Source organism: Vibrio sp. 2433-A1 (assembly GCF_056726085.1).
In genome coordinates this window covers 1-16,178 of record NZ_JBRESC010000016.1, presented here as the reverse complement: position 1 = coordinate 16,178, position 16,178 = coordinate 1, and the positions used below count along the sequence as shown (strand labels likewise).

Genomic DNA, 16,178 nt, shown 5'->3' with positions numbered 1-16,178 from the left:
CAAACCAATAACGTGAAATTGTTTGATAACAAAATGCTCCGATAAGAGAGCGAGATCAAACAGAAAAGGAGTTCAAAAAATGCCTCTATCATTAAAAAAGAATGAAGAGTTAGGTGGCGCAGGCCTACGTGGTCAAAGCGCTGGTAGCACAGCTTTGTGTACTGTCGGGAAAACGGGGACAGGGTTAACTTATCGCGGCTATGATATCACCGATCTGGCCAACAACGCTCAGTTTGAAGAAGTCGCCCATTTGCTGTTACGCGGTCACTTACCGAATCAAAAAGAGCTAGATGAGTATAAAACGCGCTTAACCAGTTTGCGTGGTCTACCGGCAGAGCTAAAACAAGCGCTTGAATTGATACCGGCATCGGCTCACCCAATGGATGTAATGCGAACCGGGTGTTCAGTATTGGGAAATCTTGAGCAAGAAATGAGTTTTGATCAGCAACTCGATGCGACAGAGCGAATGCTGGCACTGTTTCCTGCCATCATCTGCTACTGGTACCGTTTTAGTCATGACGGCGTTCGCATCGATACCCAAGATCAATCACAGCCTTGTATTGGCGGCTACTTCCTCAAGATGCTAACGGATAAAGAGCCAACAGAGATCCACAAACAAGTGATGCACTGTTCACTTATCTTATACGCAGAGCATGAGTTTAATGCCTCAACTTTTGCCGCACGCGTGTGTGCTTCAACGTTATCTGATATTCACTCATGCATTACTGCGGCGATTGGTACACTTCGTGGTCCTTTGCATGGCGGAGCAAACGAAGCAGCAATGGAGATGATCCAAGATTGGCAAACGCCAGAAGAAGCCGAAACCAACATCATGCAGATGTTAGCAAACAAAGACAAAATTATGGGCTTTGGTCACGCTATTTATCGCGAGAGTGATCCAAGAAACGCGCTCATTAAACGTTGGTCGAAAGAGCTCTCTTTAGCGGTGGGCGATACGCACCTTTATACTGTGTCTGAGCGTGTCGAAGCTGTGATGAAACGCGAGAAAGGCCTATTTTGTAATGCCGATTTCTTTCATGCCTCTGCCTATCACTTTATGGACATTCCAACAAAATTGTTCACGCCAATCTTCGTGATGAGTCGATTGACTGGGTGGGCTGCACATGTCTATGAGCAACGCGCGAATAACCGCATTATTCGCCCAAGTGCGGATTATACCGGACCCGATCATCAAGACTGGGTTGATATCGAAAGTCGCTAGGCGGCTAGGTAATTGTCAACGATTCGCCTCACAACGCGGTGAGGCGAATAACCTATTACCTGAATGGAAGCAGATATGAGCAATAATACTTTATACCGAAAAGCGCTCCCGGGAACCGAACTTGACTATTTCGATGCCAGAGAGGCGGTCAATGCACTAGCCGATGGTGCGTATGAAAAACTGCCTTATACCTCGCGCGTATTAGCCGAACAACTGGTTCGACGCTGTGAGCCTAGCAAATTAAATCAAAGCCTAGAGCAGCTTATTTATCGTAAACGAGACCTCGATTTTCCTTGGTATCCGGCCCGTGTGGTGTGTCATGACATCCTTGGCCAGACGGCACTTGTCGATCTTGCTGGTCTAAGAGATGCCATTGCAGAGCAGGGGGGAGATCCCGCTAAGGTGAACCCTGTGGTCGAAACGCAACTCATCGTTGATCACTCATTAGCGGTAGAGCATGGCGGGTACGATCCTGACGCGTTTGAAAAAAACCGCGCGATTGAAGAGCGTCGCAATGAAGACAGATTTCATTTTATTGAGTGGTGTAAAACGGCATTTGAAAATGTCAGCGTGATACCTGCAGGTAACGGCATCATGCATCAGATCAACTTAGAGAAAATGTCGCCAGTTGTTCAAGCGAAACAAGGAATAGCATTCCCAGATACTTGTGTGGGCACTGATAGTCATACGCCCCATGTTGACGCATTAGGCGTTATTGCTATCGGTGTCGGCGGCTTAGAAGCGGAAACGGTAATGTTAGGGCGTCCTTCGATGATGAGACTGCCAGATATTGTCGGCGTGAAACTTACAGGTAAGCGCCAACCAGGTATTACCGCGACGGATATCGTTTTAGCAATCACTGAGTTTCTGCGCAATGAACGTGTGGTTTCTTGTTACCTTGAGTTTTTTGGCGAAGGAGCAAGGAATCTTACGATTGGCGACCGAGCGACAATATCTAATATGACGCCAGAATACGGTGCCACTGCGGGTATGTTCTATATTGATGAGCAGACAATCAATTACCTTAAGTTGACTGGTCGTGATGAAGAGCAGGTTGCACTGGTAGAGCAGTACGCTAAGCAAACTGGCTTGTGGGCTGATGATTTGGAAACGGCTCAGTATGAGCGTGTGCTTGAGTTTGATTTGTCTCAGGTAACTCGCAATATGGCGGGGCCATCGAACCCTCATCGTCGACTTCCTACTTCTGAGCTTGCTGCACGCGGCATTGCCGGTAATACGCAAGAAGAGCACTCCTCTCTGCAATTGCCAGATGGTGCGGTCATTATCGCGGCGATCACCTCATGCACTAATACCAGTAACCCACGTAATGTAGTTGCAGCGGGCCTTGTGGCTAAGAAAGCTAATGAGCTAGGCCTTATCAGAAAACCTTGGGTGAAGTCTTCATTTGCTCCGGGCTCAAAGGTTGCCAAACTTTACTTAGAAGATGCCGGGCTGTTACCGGAATTGGAAAAGCTCGGCTTTGGTATCGTGGCTTATGCGTGTACGACATGTAATGGCATGAGTGGCGCACTCGACCCAGACATTCAGCAAGAGATCATCGAGCGAGATGTTTACACCACAGCCGTGTTATCAGGTAATCGTAACTTTGATGGGCGTATCCACCCGTATGCGAAACAGGCGTTTCTTGCCTCACCTCCACTCGTGGTTGCCTATGCATTAGCTGGGACGATGCGTTTTGATATCGAACGTGACTCATTAGGCACTGACCAAAACGGCAATCCAGTCTATCTCAATGACTTATGGCCAACGGATGAAGAGATTGATGCTGTCGTGGGTAAGCACGTCAAACCCGAGCAGTTTAAGCAAGTCTATATCCAAATGTTTAAGCTTGATGACGATGAGCGCAGCAGCAATCCTTTATACGACTGGCGACCAAAGAGTACCTATATACGCAGGCCGCCTTATTGGGAAGGAGCACTGGCAGGAGAGCGCAGCCTGTCAGGAATGCGTCCGTTAGCGGTGTTAGGGGATAACATCACCACTGATCATCTATCACCGTCTAATGCCATTTTAGCGAGTAGTGCCGCCGGTGAATACCTTGCTTCTATGGACGTACCGGAGGAAGACTTCAACTCCTACGCAACCCACCGAGGCGATCACTTAACAGCGCAGCGAGCAACGTTTGCTAATCCTAAGTTATTCAATGAAATGGTATTAGAGGAAGGTGAAGTGGCTCAAGGCTCACTGGCGAGAGTCGAGCCTGAAGGCAAGGTGACCCGTATGTGGGAAGCCATCGAGATTTATATGCAGCGCAAGCAACCTTTGATCATTATCGCAGGCGCGGATTATGGCCAAGGGTCATCGCGTGATTGGGCCGCGAAAGGTGTCCGTTTGGCTGGTGTTGAAGCTATCGCAGCAGAAGGTTTTGAGCGCATTCACAGAACTAACCTGGTGGGTATGGGCGTATTGCCACTGCAGTTTAAAGCAGGCACAGATCGTAAGACGCTCCAACTAGACGGTAGCGAACTTTATGATGTGCTTGGTGAAATAACGCCGGGAGCAGACTTAGCGCTGGTGGTGACCCGCACAAACGGTGAAAAAGTCGATGTTCCGGTAACATGTCGCTTAGATACCGAAGACGAAGTGAATGTCTATAAAGCAGGTGGCGTATTACAACGCTTTGCTCAAGACTTCTTAGCACAATAGGTAGGAGGAAATCATGGCATCAAGTCAAATCAAAGTGCCCGCTACCTATATGCGTGGGGGCACCAGCAAAGGGGTCTTTTTCAATCTCGAAGAGCTCCCAGCGCAAGCGCAACAGCCAGGTCAGGTAAGAGATAAGTTATTGCTACGCGTCATTGGTAGCCCTGATCCTTATGGTAAGCATATTGACGGCATGGGCGGGGCGACATCGAGTACCAGTAAGACGGTGATTGTTTCGAAAAGTACTCGACCTGATCACGATGTGGACTACTTGTTTGGGCAGGTATCAATCGATAAACCGTTTGTCGATTGGAGTGGCAATTGCGGCAACTTGTCTGCCGCTGTCGGGCCTTTTGCCATTCATGCTGGCCTGATAGACCCACAGCGCATTCCACACAACGGCATCGTTGAGGTGCGAGTTTGGCAGGTAAATATCGCCAAGAGCATTGTCGTTCATGTTCCTATTGTTGACGGCTGCGTTCAAGAAGCAGGGTTGTTTGAACTTGATGGCGTGACGTTTCCTGCTGCCGAAATACAAGTCGACTTTATGTCTCCGGGAGCAAGTGAAGGAAGTATGTTCCCGACTGGCAACCAAGTGGACACCTTGGAAGTGCCTAATGTGGGGACCTTCAATGCGACCCTGATTAACGCTGGGATCCCGACCATCTTTATTGATGCAGAGGCATTAAACTATCAAGGCACTGAGCTACAAGAGGTGATCAACAGTGATCAAGCTGCATTAGAGCGTTTTGAAACCATCCGAGCCCATGGCGCGTTAAAAATGGGCCTCATTGAGTCTGTCGAGCAAGCCAGTAGCCGACAGCACACGCCTAAAATTGCGTTTGTATCACAGCCCAAAAGCTATGTTTCATCAAGTGGTAAGAAGATTGATAAACAGCAGGTTGATCTACTGGTGCGAGCGTTATCAATGGGCAAGCTCCACCATGCGATGATGGGCACCGCGGCGGTTGCTATCGCTGTCGCAGCATGTGTTCCCGGCACGATAGTGAATAGTGCCTGTGGTGGTGGAGAACGTGAATCCGTCATGTTTGGTCATCCATCAGGCACACTTAAAGTCGGTGCCAAAGCGTTGAATACTGGCGATGGCTGGACCGCAGAAAAAGCGTCAATGAGCCGAAGCGCTCGCATCTTAATGGAGGGCTTTGTGCGTGTACCCTCCGATATATTTGCGTAGTTGCCAATAGGTCGACTACCTAACGACATAGATTAAGCAATGTCAGGACATACTGGAGGAAGCAATATGTCTGCATATCAGAAAGAATATCAATGGGCACTCAGTGAACCGGAATCATTTTGGGGCGTACAGGCGAATAATATTGATTGGTTTAAAACCCCGAAAACGATTCTAGCGAGCGATGAGAGTGGCATAGAACGATGGTTCCCTGATGGCGTTCTCAATACCTCATGGTTAGCGTTAGATTACCATTGCGAGCAGGGAAGAGGTGATCATGTTGCCTTGATATATGACTCGCCGGTGACTGAGACAAAGCAGCAATACACCTATTGTCAACTGCGAGACAAAGTCGCAAAAATCGCCGGTATGCTTGCCCAGAAAGGCGTAACCAAAGGCGACCGAGTCGTAATCTATATGCCGATGATACCAGAAGCTGCAATGGCGATGCTGGCATGTGCTCGGCTTGGCGCAATTCATTCGGTGGTCTTTGGTGGCTTTGCCGCGAACGAGCTTGCGGTGCGTCTTGAAGATGCTGAGCCAAAAGTGGTGATGACGGCGTCTTGTGGGATTGAAGTTGCGAAAGTTATTCCATACAAACCGCTAGTGGATAAAGCGATTATGGACAGTCGCTGGAAGCCAGAAAGTGTCTTGGTTTTACAAAGACCTCAGTGTGAAGCTGAGCTAAACAATGAGCGAGATGTAGATTGGACATCGGCGTATGATGCTGCACTTCCTCATGCTTGTGTACCTGTTTTAGCGACGGATCCGCTTTACATCCTCTATACATCAGGTACGACAGGCAAGCCGAAAGGCGTTGTACGTGATAATGGCGGTCATGCGGTCGCGATGAAGTACTCAATGACCTCTATTTACAACATTCCTCAGGATGGCGTGTTCTGGGCTGCATCGGATGTTGGTTGGGTGGTTGGTCACTCTTACATTGTGTACGCGCCACTGATTCATGGTTGTACCACGGTACTGTTTGAAGGCAAGCCAGTTCGAACTCCTGATCCGGGCGCATTCTGGCGAGTGTGTGAAGAGTATAAAGTTGATGTGCTGTTCTCGGCTCCAACTGCGTTCCGTGCGATTAAGAAAGAAGATCCCGATGGTAACTTTATTAACCAGTATGACCTCTCAAGCTTAAAAACTATCTTTATGGCGGGTGAGCGCCTTGATCCGCCGACTCTAGAGTGGGTCGAAAGTAAAGCGGATAAGCCTGTGATTGACCATTGGTGGCAGACAGAAACAGGTTGGGCGATTGCCGGTAACCCGACAGGTATTGAATTGATGCCAGTGAAAGCGGGCTCTGCAACTAAACCAATTCCAGGTTATCAGGTTGAGATCCTTAATGAGCTCGGTGAGAGTGTAAAAGCAAACCAACAGGGGTTTGTGGCTCTTAAGCGCCCACTCCCACCAAGCTGTCTGCCTACGGTATGGCGTAACCATGACCGCTTTGAGTCTGGCTATTTAAGCCAATTCCCAGGTTACTACGTATCAGGTGATGGTGGTTACCTTGACGAAGAGGGTTATCTGTTCATTATGGGCCGCATTGATGACGTGATTAACGTTGCTGGTCACCGATTATCAACCGGTGAGATGGAAGAAATTGTTGGAGGCCACCCTGCGATCGCCGAATGTGCAGTAGTCGGCGTACATGACGAACTTAAAGGTCAGATGCCTCTTGGCCTTGTGGTACTCAAGGATGGCGTTAAGGTTGATGACAATCAGCTCGAAGGTGAGCTGGTTGGTAAGGTTCGTGATGAAATTGGTGCGGTAGCCTGCTTTAAGTATGCATTGGTGGTTGAGCGCCTGCCGAAGACACGCTCAGGAAAAATCTTGCGTAGGACGATCCGCCAAATCGCGGATGGAGAACAGTACACGGTGCCATCGACGATTGATGACCCGACTAGCTTAGAAGAAATAGAGCGCGTACTAAAAGCTTAAGCTGTGGAAATATAAAGTGAAGCCCCTAATTGTAGGGGCTTTTTTATTGATATATTTTTATTAAACAGCCAAACTATGACTTTATTCGTTACGCGAAAATATTTATGCAGAAAGTAACTATTCGCGCGGCGTCGATGAACGATTTAGAGCAACTTAATGATCAAATGTTTGAGTTGCATGATGAGCATCACCGCCAATGCCCAGATCACTTTAAAAGTGCGCAGGAAATCGAGCAAGAGAAGAGCATTGCACGTTATATTGATGATCCTGAATGCATCGTTTTGGTTGCGTGTGAAGGAGAGAGTGTCATTGGCTTTATCTCCGGGCATTTTTGCGAGCTAGTATCGACGGTGAGTCAGCCTGTACAAATGGGAAGTATCGATGAGCTTTACGTAAAGCCGGCTTATCGAGAGAAGGGTATTGCTAAACATCTTTGCTATGAACTCGAAACTCGATTTGAAGAGTATGGTGTTAAACAAATCTTCGTTGAAGTATGGGAGTTTAACCAGCTTGCTATTGAATTTTATAACCACTCAGGCTTTAACCATCACATCCATTGGATGCGTAAAGCCGTTACCGCTTAAATCATGGACATTATGACACTGACTCGAAACCTTTTTATATTCCTTATCGGTTTGTTCTTACTTGCATCACCACCTATTGCGTCGGCGAATGAAACAACAAATCTAAAAGGGGCAGTTTGCGTAATCCGTTCTGATGATAAAGTTGTAATGGTCAATGAAATACTGACCAAAAAGCTTGCTCTTCCTGCCGGGACGATTCTTGAAGGGGAGGATCCAGCAATCGCCGCCCAGCGCGAAACCTGGGAGGAAACCGGGCTTGTGGTTTCAATTGTTGCTGAGTTAGGGCGAACCGATGAAGCCATAATTTTTGATTGTGTCTCCGATTCGGACATTGTTGCATTCCAGTTTAATAATCATCTTGATGGTAATGAGCTTCCGGTTTGGTTTGCACCCCACTATGGCGTGGAGGTTGCCTCTGCCATGCTGATTGATCCGCGCGTAGTGCCAAAAGAATCTTACCGTTTCCCTCAGCAACTAACATGGCTTATCGATGCACTACCGAATGCATCCGATCAACCGGTTATCTATGTGGGCAATCTCGTCGAAGCTGCGCCTGAAATAAATCAGGTTGAACTCGGCTGGATGGTTGAGCTTCAAAATGCGGTTCACCACCTTCCGAGTAATGTGAGTTTTACAATCGAGCAGATGATCTTTTCTGGGGGGCTGCTAGCGAGTCCTGTGATATTACTTATCATCTTACCTCTACTTTACTGGAAGTTCGGTAAGCATTTTGCTTACAAAGTATTTTTTGCTGTGACGGTGACATCATTACTGGCGTTGGTGGCTCAGCAGGGTTTTGCGCACCCAAGGCCGCATGTCTATATTCCTGCCGTCGAATTGCAGCAAAGCTATGGCTACAGTTTACCTAGCCTGTCGGTAGCGATCTGGTTTTGTGTCGGTACGCTCGCGCTCAACGCCACCAATCGACTCTCCATTAATCAATGGTCGGTAGCCTTAATTCTCGTGGTTGCTTGGATGAGTTTGTCAAGGTTTTATAGTGGTGCTGCCTTCTTGATGGATAGTATCAGCGGTGCTCTTTTAGGAGCGTTGTGCGCATGGCATATTATTCGTTTAGACGTGAAGCGAGATGTCAATCTAATGCAGCTGTTATCGTCAAAAGCGGTCTGGTTGTCGTTAGTTGTACTGTGCGCGGTATTGACATTCTTCTGGCCAATTCCGGCATTTACCTATTGGTTAGCGATTACAATCACTGTCTCTGCTTTGGTTGCAACGTTAAAGCATGACCATAGTAAAGCTTCGGGTTTCGCAATTGCCATCGCTGGCCTGTTGATTATTACCTTGGATATAGTGTGGGATAATTTCGTGGTAACGTTATCACACAGTGGTTTGTTGTCTCTAATTGCTGAAACTGTTCGTTATCCAATTATAATTTTTCTGTTTGTGATGATTCTTCACATCAATACCAAGTTTCAGCGCTAATTACCCTAAATAAAGTCAAGGCAGCATATCGCTGCCTTGTCTTTTACTGATTGAGTACGTATTGCTCAATAACTTTCGCTACGCCGTCATCATTGTTGCTTTCGGTAATAATATCTGCGATATGTTTGGTTTCTTCCATCGCGTTTTTCATTGCAACGCCTAAGCCTGCATATTTGATCATGTGGTGATCGTTTTCTGCATCACCCATACAAATCACGTTTTCTGCACTAATGCCCATGTGGTCAGCAATCGCTTTGACACCAACCCCTTTGTTACTTTGTTTGTTAAGAAACTCTAAGAAGATTGGAGCACTCTGCACGACGGTGAATTCTTCACGGTATTGAGCTGGGAGCGTTTGACTAATACGAGTAAGCGTATCCGGGTCTGCAACAATCATCACCTTAATAATCGGGTGATCATCGTCCAGCTCATTAAAGTCTTTAATGGTGACTGGGATTTTGTTGATGTTAGCTTCAATATCAGTAAATTCGTTTAACTCTGGTGTGATCAGACCCAGTTCAGTACTGAATGCGTGACAGTACCCGCCAAGTTCACGAGCTAAGTTGGCTACGCGTTTTGCGTCTCGACCTGAAATGATAGCGGAATGAATCAATTTACCGCTACCAATCTCTTGTACCATTGAGCCATTAAAGTAGACGACAAACTCATTCTCGCCAGTGATATCAAGTTCATCAATTTTGGCTTGCATACCATCAAGAGGGCGCCCCGAGGCGAGTACCACCTTAACGCCTTGCTTTCTCGCTTGAGCAATTGCATTTTGAGTTCTTTGCGAAATAGTTTTGTCACTGGTTAGCAGGGTGCCATCCATATCCAGAGCGATCAGTTTGTACATCTCTTACCTAAAAACGTTGAGTTAAAAATTGCAAAAGAAGGCAGCATAATCGCTTGAGTTAGATTGATCAATTTATGAATGGGTTGACCTAGCTTGCCCAACCCTTTAATGTCTCGTTCCTGCAGAAATTAGTAGATGAGTTAGGCTGAGATCAAATTGTACAAAATTAACGAAATGTTCGAGACCATTCAGGGTGAAGGCGTGTTTACAGGCGTTCCTTCTGTGTTTGTTCGCCTGCAAGAGTGCCCAGTAGGGTGTGCATGGTGCGACACAAAACAAACATGGGATGCGACTCCAACAGATGAACGCCCGTTAAATGAAATTCTCGCTAAGACCGAAGATTCACCGACATGGTGCAGCGTCAGCGCGGAAGAGATTGTTAATGAGTACAAACAACAAGGCTACACTGCCAAGCATATAGTTATCACTGGTGGCGAACCTTGTATCTATGACTTGCGACCTTTGACTCAGGCGTTTGAAGATATTGATTGTCAATGCCAGATCGAAACCAGTGGAACGTCTGAAGTGTTTGCTACGAAAAACACTTGGGTGACAGTGTCACCAAAGGTGGCAATGAAAGGTAAGCTGCCAGTACTTGATAGTGCATTGTTACGTGCCAATGAAATTAAGCATCCAGTTGCAACTCAAAAAGATATCGATCAGCTAGATGAGCTTATTGAAAGAGCTCTGGTTTCTGATAAGACAACAATCGCCCTACAGCCGATCAGTCAAAAGCCACGTGCCACTCAACTATGTATTGATGTTTGTGTTGCGCGCAATTGGCGTTTGTCGATTCAAACTCACAAGTACCTTAGCATTGCATAAAGGAAATTAAGATGAAAAAAGCCGTTGTAGTATTTAGTGGTGGTCAAGACTCGACTACCTGCTTAGTGCAAGCGCTAAAAGAGTTCGATGAAGTGCATGCGATTACATTCGATTACGGTCAGCGCCATAGACTCGAAATCGAAATCGCGCAGAGCTTAGCGAAAGAGCTGGGTGTTGCTGCTCATAAAGTGATGGATGTTGGTCTGCTTAACGAGCTTGCTATTAGCTCTTTAACGCGTGATGACATTCCTGTCTCTCATGAACTTCAAGAAAATGGCCTACCTAATTCTTTTGTTCCTGGACGTAACATTTTATTTCTGACTTTAGCAGGGATTTACGCCTACCAAATTGGCGCGCAGACAGTGATAACTGGCGTGTGTGAAACGGACTTTTCTGGTTACCCGGATTGCCGCAATGATTTCGTTAAAGCGTTGAACAATGCGCTTGTCCAAGGTATGGATCGTGACCTTGAAATTGCTACTCCACTAATGTGGTTAGACAAAGCGGAAACTTGGGCGCTAGCAGACCAATATCATGCCTTGCAACTGGTGCGTGAAAAAACACTGACCTGTTACAATGGCATCATTGGTGACGGCTGTGGTGATTGTCCATCCTGTGAGTTGCGTAAGGTTGGTTTAAATAGCTACCTTGATAACCGAGCGCAGATCATGGCTGAATTGGTACGTAAGCAGAAGCAGGCAGATAAATAGGCTCGTTTAAGGCATCAATGATAGAGTTTTTGCTGCTTTGTTTTGCCTGATACAGAGCTTGCTCCAATATTGAATAAAGCTCATCAAAATCATAAAGGCTCATAGAAGTGGCGAGATACGAGAAGGTTGCAGTCACGTTAACCTTCTCTTTGTTTTCAACTTCAAAAGGTATCTGTCAAATAGCCTGATGCAAGCTCTCTCCCTTCTCCAATACATCTAACTCGTCGACCTCCCTGACAATAACAACAAACTCATCGCCGCCTAATCGGTCAAATATGTCTCCTGCGTGAAGGTGGCGATTTATGATGTCAGCAACATGAGCCAGTGCGATATTCCCGCTTGGGTGACCGTAATTGTCATTAATACTTTTAAAGTCATCTAGGTCGAGCAGAATGAGCCCGCGGCTGTCGCTTTTAGCGGAAACTTCATGGTAGGCGTGCTCCCACTTTTGCCAATCACGTTGGCGCAAAGAATAGGATAGTAATTAAAATGAAGAAGGGACTGACGAATTAATGTCTCATTGTAGAGTTGTTCTAATTGTTTTCAGTATTCTACAAATAGAGTGCAATGTATTGTTCGAAAGAAGCTGGAGAAATACGAGGTAAGTAGGGGGAGGCTGAAAAAGAAAAGCGCCCTTAAGAGCGCTTTCCTAGTATCAATTAAGCAATATATAGTTTTGCTAAATCTGAAGGTTCCATCTCTTTACCTTCAAGTTGGTCATTCCAGTTTGTTCCAACTAGCACACCATCTTCAGCAAGAGTAAGTAGCCAATCTTCAACAAAGATATCAAGTGGAATTTCCAGTACTTCAAAGTCAGCCCACTCTTCAACGTTGTGTGCTTTTGCGTCTTCTTTCGACGACCAGAAAGGCATAACCTCACTGTTTTCAAACTCAGTAGAGTCGCAAGCTAGCCAGCCTTCTTCATTGCGCATACCCCAAACAAGTTTGTTTTGCTTGGTTTCAGCTACGAATAGTTCAAGGTTTGCCTGAATATCAGAAGTTAATTTGCTCATTGGAATAATCTCGTAAGTCATTTCGCTGCTAGAGTAACACTCATCGTTGAAAAGCCAAATAAAAAAGGGGACATAAGCCCCCTTTAAATCGTATTCAACGTTATTTTTCGATTTTAGTGAAGATAGACCACTCTTCCTTGACCTTGCCTTTAAGTCCAACCACAGTTGCGACCACTTTACGGTTAATCGCATGGCTGACTTCGTCATCACCGAGCTCGTCCAGTCTAGTGTCGCCGAAGCCAACAATACGTACGCGTGACGAAGCAACGCCGTTGTCGAGTAAGGCTGCCTGTACGGCTTCTGCGCGTCGCTCTGAAAGCTTTTGATTGTACTCAGCATTACCAACCTTACTCGCGTATCCTTGAAGCTCAATCGAAGTAGACGGGTACGCTTCTAGGAACTCAGACATCTCTCTGATCTGCGTTAAGAACATAGGTTGAATAACAGACGAATCATTTTGGAACAAAATGTGAAGATTCATCTCTTCTTCTGTTTTGATGTAAGTACCACAGCCATCATTATCAATATCAGCTTTACCAGGGGTTTGAGGACATAGATCTCGCGCATTAATAACGCCATCTTTATCGTCATCAAGTAGGTCATCAACTTGGTTTGGTTTTGGTGTCTCTTTGTATTCGTACGCATCCTCTGCTTTAAGCGGCGCGGTAAATACTGTCGCAGCAATAACCATCGTTAGTAGTGATTTGTTCATATCAGTATTCTACCTTCTCATTCCACTCTTCAGGGGTGTCAACACGTAGAGACGCAAGCAAATTACCCGTTGCATTCATCACTCGATACTTGGCGTACTGTTCGTCATATTTAGCGTCTAAATAGCCTTTACGCGCTTCAAACAGTTCGTTTTCCGTGTTTAAAAGGTCAAGTAGCGTACGTTTACCTAATCGATATTGCTTTTCGTAAGCGATAACAGTGTCAGATGCCGAATCTACGTGGTCTGATAAAAATTCTTTTTGTTGAACCGTTAAGTCCAGAGCACTCCAAGATAAACGAAGGCCTTCTTCAACTGCGCGGTAGGTGCGGTCGCGGAAGTCTTTCGCTTTATTCAACTGGTAAGCTGCACTTTCCGAACGATCTGAATCAGAACCGCCGTTATAGAGGTTGTATCGCATGCGAAGCATTGCAGAGAACTCATCGCTGCTGCCTTCGATGCCGCCTGCATCATCTCGCCATGTTTGATTTGCTTCGATAGAAAGAGTCGGGTAGTTAACGCCTTTTGTCTGATCGTATTGGAAGCGGGCAGAGTCAACATCTGCTTGAGCGACTTTTACAACAGGGTGTTGGTTAAATGCCGTATCAATTGCTTCGTCAACTGTGTAAGGGATCGCTGTTTCATCAGCACGTGGGAAAATAAGGCCCTGAGGAGCTTGCCCAACGATACGTTTAAATTGGGTGTGAGCATCGAAGAGGTTGTTCTGAGCAGCAAGCAGGTTACCGTGGGCTTTAGCAAGACGAGCTTCTACTTGAGACATATCCGCGGTAGAGCCAATACCAGAGTCCACTCGCTTTTTAATATCTCTATAAATGTCTTTATGAACGGCTAGGTTACTTTCAGAAAGCGCTAGTACTTCATAAGCTTTTGTCGCATCGAGATAAATTTTTGTCACTTGTAAAGCGATGTCTTGAGCATCAGAAAGTAATTGGAAGCGAACCGATTCAGCATCGGCAGAGGTTCTATCCATATCATTTAATGTTGCGGAACCATCCCAAAGCAACTGTGTAAGCGTAAGAGTGGCTTCTTTACGAGTAAGTTCTGTTGAAGGCGTATTGGTTGCAGGGTCGATAGCTTCATATCCAATACCGGCATCTAAATCGATTCTTGGCATATAAGCACCAGATGATGCTTCTGAATCAAAAAACTTACTTCTGAATTCGTTGTATGAAGCTTTAACTTCTGGGTTAGTTGTAATTGTATGAGCGACTGCTTGCTCTAGTGTCTGACTATGTGCTGGAAAGCTAAGTGCAACTGCGCAGCTTAGTACTTTCAACTTATTCCAATTCACTTTGGTTCTCCTCAAGTGCTCTTCGTAGAGGATAGTAATCAAATTCACCGTCTTAAATTTGATACATATCCATAAATAGCGCCAATAAAGTAACACTCTTGAAATAAGAAAACTAATGCATTTGGGTAAATTACTGTTAATCAGGTGTTAATTATTGGTGCGAGTGCACATTTGTCTCAAATTTGATACATGTGTATGCCGTTTCGTTTAGAAATGGGCAAAAAATGAGACCTTAAGTCAGAATCTCAATGATGAGAAATGCAACTTGTATCGCGTTTAATGTTAAAAACTATGAATAAAATGTTTTGGCTGTAGCCTGAAAAATGATAATTTATAAGGCAAGTGAATCTATAATTAGTCAAACATTTGTCGTGTAATCGTAGGCAGGTGTTGTGTTAGTCAAGGATAAAGGGCTTTAGTATGGGATTTGGTACTTACGTAGTAATGGGTAACTCAGGTATTAACCAAGTTATCGTAATCGACATCAATGGAAATCTACGAGTATTAGGTGAAGGTGAGCTACCAAAACCAGGTGAAGTGGTTTTCGACCCGAATGCGATTGAGGAACAATCACCTCAGGTAAGCTTGGTCGATGATAGTGGTGTACCACAAGATCTTACAGCAGAGATCGATGACATCTTTGCTGCTTTAGAAGAAGGGCAAGATCCGACGCAGCTGGGTGAAGATTTTGCAACCGCTGCTGGTGGGCAAAGTGGGTCAAGTCTGACTGCTTCGGGCAGTGTTACTCGTGATGGTACCGAAACTATTGCGTCAACGGACTTTGTTACTTCGGGCTTTGCATCATTAGGCCTTTCTGAAACACAAAGCCTCTCCTTACTAGAACAATTCCGTTTATACGATCCTATTTTTGTAGACTCCTCCAGTTCACCATTAGGCGAAAGCTTAGCGGTAGTTACAGATGAAGACACTCCGATCAGTGGCCAGTTAACCGCGACAGATGCAAGCCAGAACGACACACTAACATTTACTCAAACCTCTTCTCCGTCTAATGGCTCTGTAACCGTAAACCCAGACGGTTCTTGGACTTATACACCAAATGAAAACTACAACGGCCCTGATAGCTTTGAAGTGGCAGTAGATGATGGTAACGGTGGTACTGATACGCTAGTCGTCAATATTGGTGTTACACCGGTTAATGACCCTGCAACAGTAGGTGATGACTCAGGCATAGTTGTTGAAGACAGTGAAGCATTACAAGTTGCGTCAGGTAAGCTAACCATCGTCGATGTAGATGCAGGAGAGGCTTTTGTTCAACCTACATCTATTACTAATGAATACGGTATTTTCACTGTAGATAGTGAAGGTAACTGGTCGTTCACCGTTAACAATGAAAGCGACACTGTTCAGTCTCTCGCGGAAGGTGAAGAGATCGAACTGTCATTTGATGCTACTTCACTCGATGGCACGGCTACAGGCACTGTAACAGTAGTTGTACAAGGTACGAATGATCTTGCAACCGTCAGCGATGAGCGCGTTGTCTTAAAAGAAGACGTGGATAGCAAACAGTTTGTTGAAGGTCAGCTTGATATCTCAGACAAAGATGCGGGCGAAGCGTTTGTTACTCCACAAGAAGTGACCAATGAATACGGCACATTCAAGCTAGAAGCGGATGGCAGCTGGTCTTTTGAACTCGATAATGACAACGATGCAGTGCAGTCGCTAGGTAAAGGCGACAAACATGTCTTG

At 45.7% G+C, this 16,178-nt stretch carries 14 protein-coding genes; 9 read left to right on the top strand and 5 right to left on the bottom strand.

Annotation, left to right across the window (positions count from 1 at the left end; genetic code table 11):
- The first annotated feature begins 79 nt into the window (after nt 1-79).
- From prpC to ACU01J_RS15775, 6 genes are all read left to right on the top strand, one after another.
- Entirely contained in the window at nt 80-1,222 is a 1,143-nt protein-coding gene (gene prpC / locus ACU01J_RS15800) for a bifunctional 2-methylcitrate synthase/citrate synthase (protein WP_481086584.1), read from the top strand.
- Nucleotides 1,223-1,297: 75 nt separating this feature from the next.
- Entirely contained in the window at nt 1,298-3,889 is a 2,592-nt protein-coding gene (acnD, locus tag ACU01J_RS15795) for a Fe/S-dependent 2-methylisocitrate dehydratase AcnD (RefSeq protein WP_481086583.1), read from the top strand.
- Nucleotides 3,890-3,902: 13 nt separating this feature from the next.
- Entirely contained in the window at nt 3,903-5,081 is a 1,179-nt protein-coding gene (gene prpF, locus ACU01J_RS15790; RefSeq protein WP_481086582.1) for a 2-methylaconitate cis-trans isomerase PrpF, read from the top strand.
- Between the two features lie 66 nt (nt 5,082-5,147).
- Nucleotides 5,148-7,025 (top strand): propionyl-CoA synthetase, encoded by a 1,878-nt coding sequence (locus ACU01J_RS15785; RefSeq protein WP_481086581.1) that lies wholly within the window; start codon nt 5,148-5,150, stop codon nt 7,023-7,025.
- A gap of 104 nt (nt 7,026-7,129) precedes the next feature.
- A complete protein-coding gene (locus tag ACU01J_RS15780) occupies nt 7,130-7,609 on the top strand; it encodes a GNAT family N-acetyltransferase (protein ID WP_481086580.1) in 480 nt (159 codons plus the stop codon).
- A gap of 12 nt (nt 7,610-7,621) precedes the next feature.
- The gene (locus ACU01J_RS15775) at nt 7,622-9,049 is read left to right on the top strand and encodes an NUDIX domain-containing protein (RefSeq protein WP_481086579.1); all 1,428 of its coding nucleotides are present in this window, start codon (nt 7,622-7,624) and stop codon (nt 9,047-9,049) included.
- 43 nt (nt 9,050-9,092) lie between these two features.
- Here the strand turns inward: ACU01J_RS15775 and ACU01J_RS15770 are convergent, their stop codons facing one another.
- Nucleotides 9,093-9,902, bottom strand: coding sequence for a Cof-type HAD-IIB family hydrolase (locus tag ACU01J_RS15770; RefSeq protein ID WP_481086578.1), 810 nt, complete (start codon nt 9,900-9,902; stop codon nt 9,093-9,095).
- Nucleotides 9,903-10,058: 156 nt separating this feature from the next.
- Here ACU01J_RS15770 and queE point away from each other — a divergent pair, with 156 nt between their 5' ends.
- A complete protein-coding gene (gene queE / locus ACU01J_RS15765) occupies nt 10,059-10,727 on the top strand; it encodes a 7-carboxy-7-deazaguanine synthase QueE (RefSeq protein WP_481086577.1) in 669 nt (222 codons plus the stop codon).
- Nucleotides 10,728-10,738: 11 nt separating this feature from the next.
- Nucleotides 10,739-11,437 carry a 7-cyano-7-deazaguanine synthase QueC gene (queC, locus tag ACU01J_RS15760; RefSeq protein ID WP_481086576.1) on the top strand — a complete coding sequence of 233 codons (699 nt, stop codon included), beginning with the start codon at nt 10,739-10,741 and terminating at the stop codon, nt 11,435-11,437.
- A gap of 175 nt (nt 11,438-11,612) precedes the next feature.
- Here queC and ACU01J_RS15755 read toward each other — a convergent pair whose 3' ends face one another.
- From ACU01J_RS15755 to ACU01J_RS15740, 4 genes are all read right to left on the bottom strand, one after another.
- Nucleotides 11,613-11,906, bottom strand: coding sequence for a GGDEF domain-containing protein (locus ACU01J_RS15755; protein ID WP_481086575.1), 294 nt, complete (start codon nt 11,904-11,906; stop codon nt 11,613-11,615).
- Between the two features lie 190 nt (nt 11,907-12,096).
- Complete coding sequence (locus ACU01J_RS15750; protein ID WP_481086574.1) at nt 12,097-12,450, bottom strand: DUF2750 domain-containing protein; 354 nt, start codon at nt 12,448-12,450, stop codon at nt 12,097-12,099.
- A gap of 100 nt (nt 12,451-12,550) precedes the next feature.
- Complete coding sequence (locus ACU01J_RS15745; RefSeq protein ID WP_481086573.1) at nt 12,551-13,162, bottom strand: OmpA family protein; 612 nt, start codon at nt 13,160-13,162, stop codon at nt 12,551-12,553.
- A gap of 1 nt (nt 13,163) precedes the next feature.
- A complete protein-coding gene (locus ACU01J_RS15740) occupies nt 13,164-14,471 on the bottom strand; it encodes a TolC family outer membrane protein (RefSeq protein ID WP_481086572.1) in 1,308 nt (435 codons plus the stop codon).
- A 420-nt stretch (nt 14,472-14,891) separates the two neighbouring features.
- Between ACU01J_RS15740 and ACU01J_RS15735 the strand changes: the two genes are divergently transcribed.
- The coding region (locus ACU01J_RS15735) for a VCBS domain-containing protein (RefSeq protein WP_481086571.1) at nt 14,892-16,178 on the top strand (1,287 nt) is incomplete at its 3' end.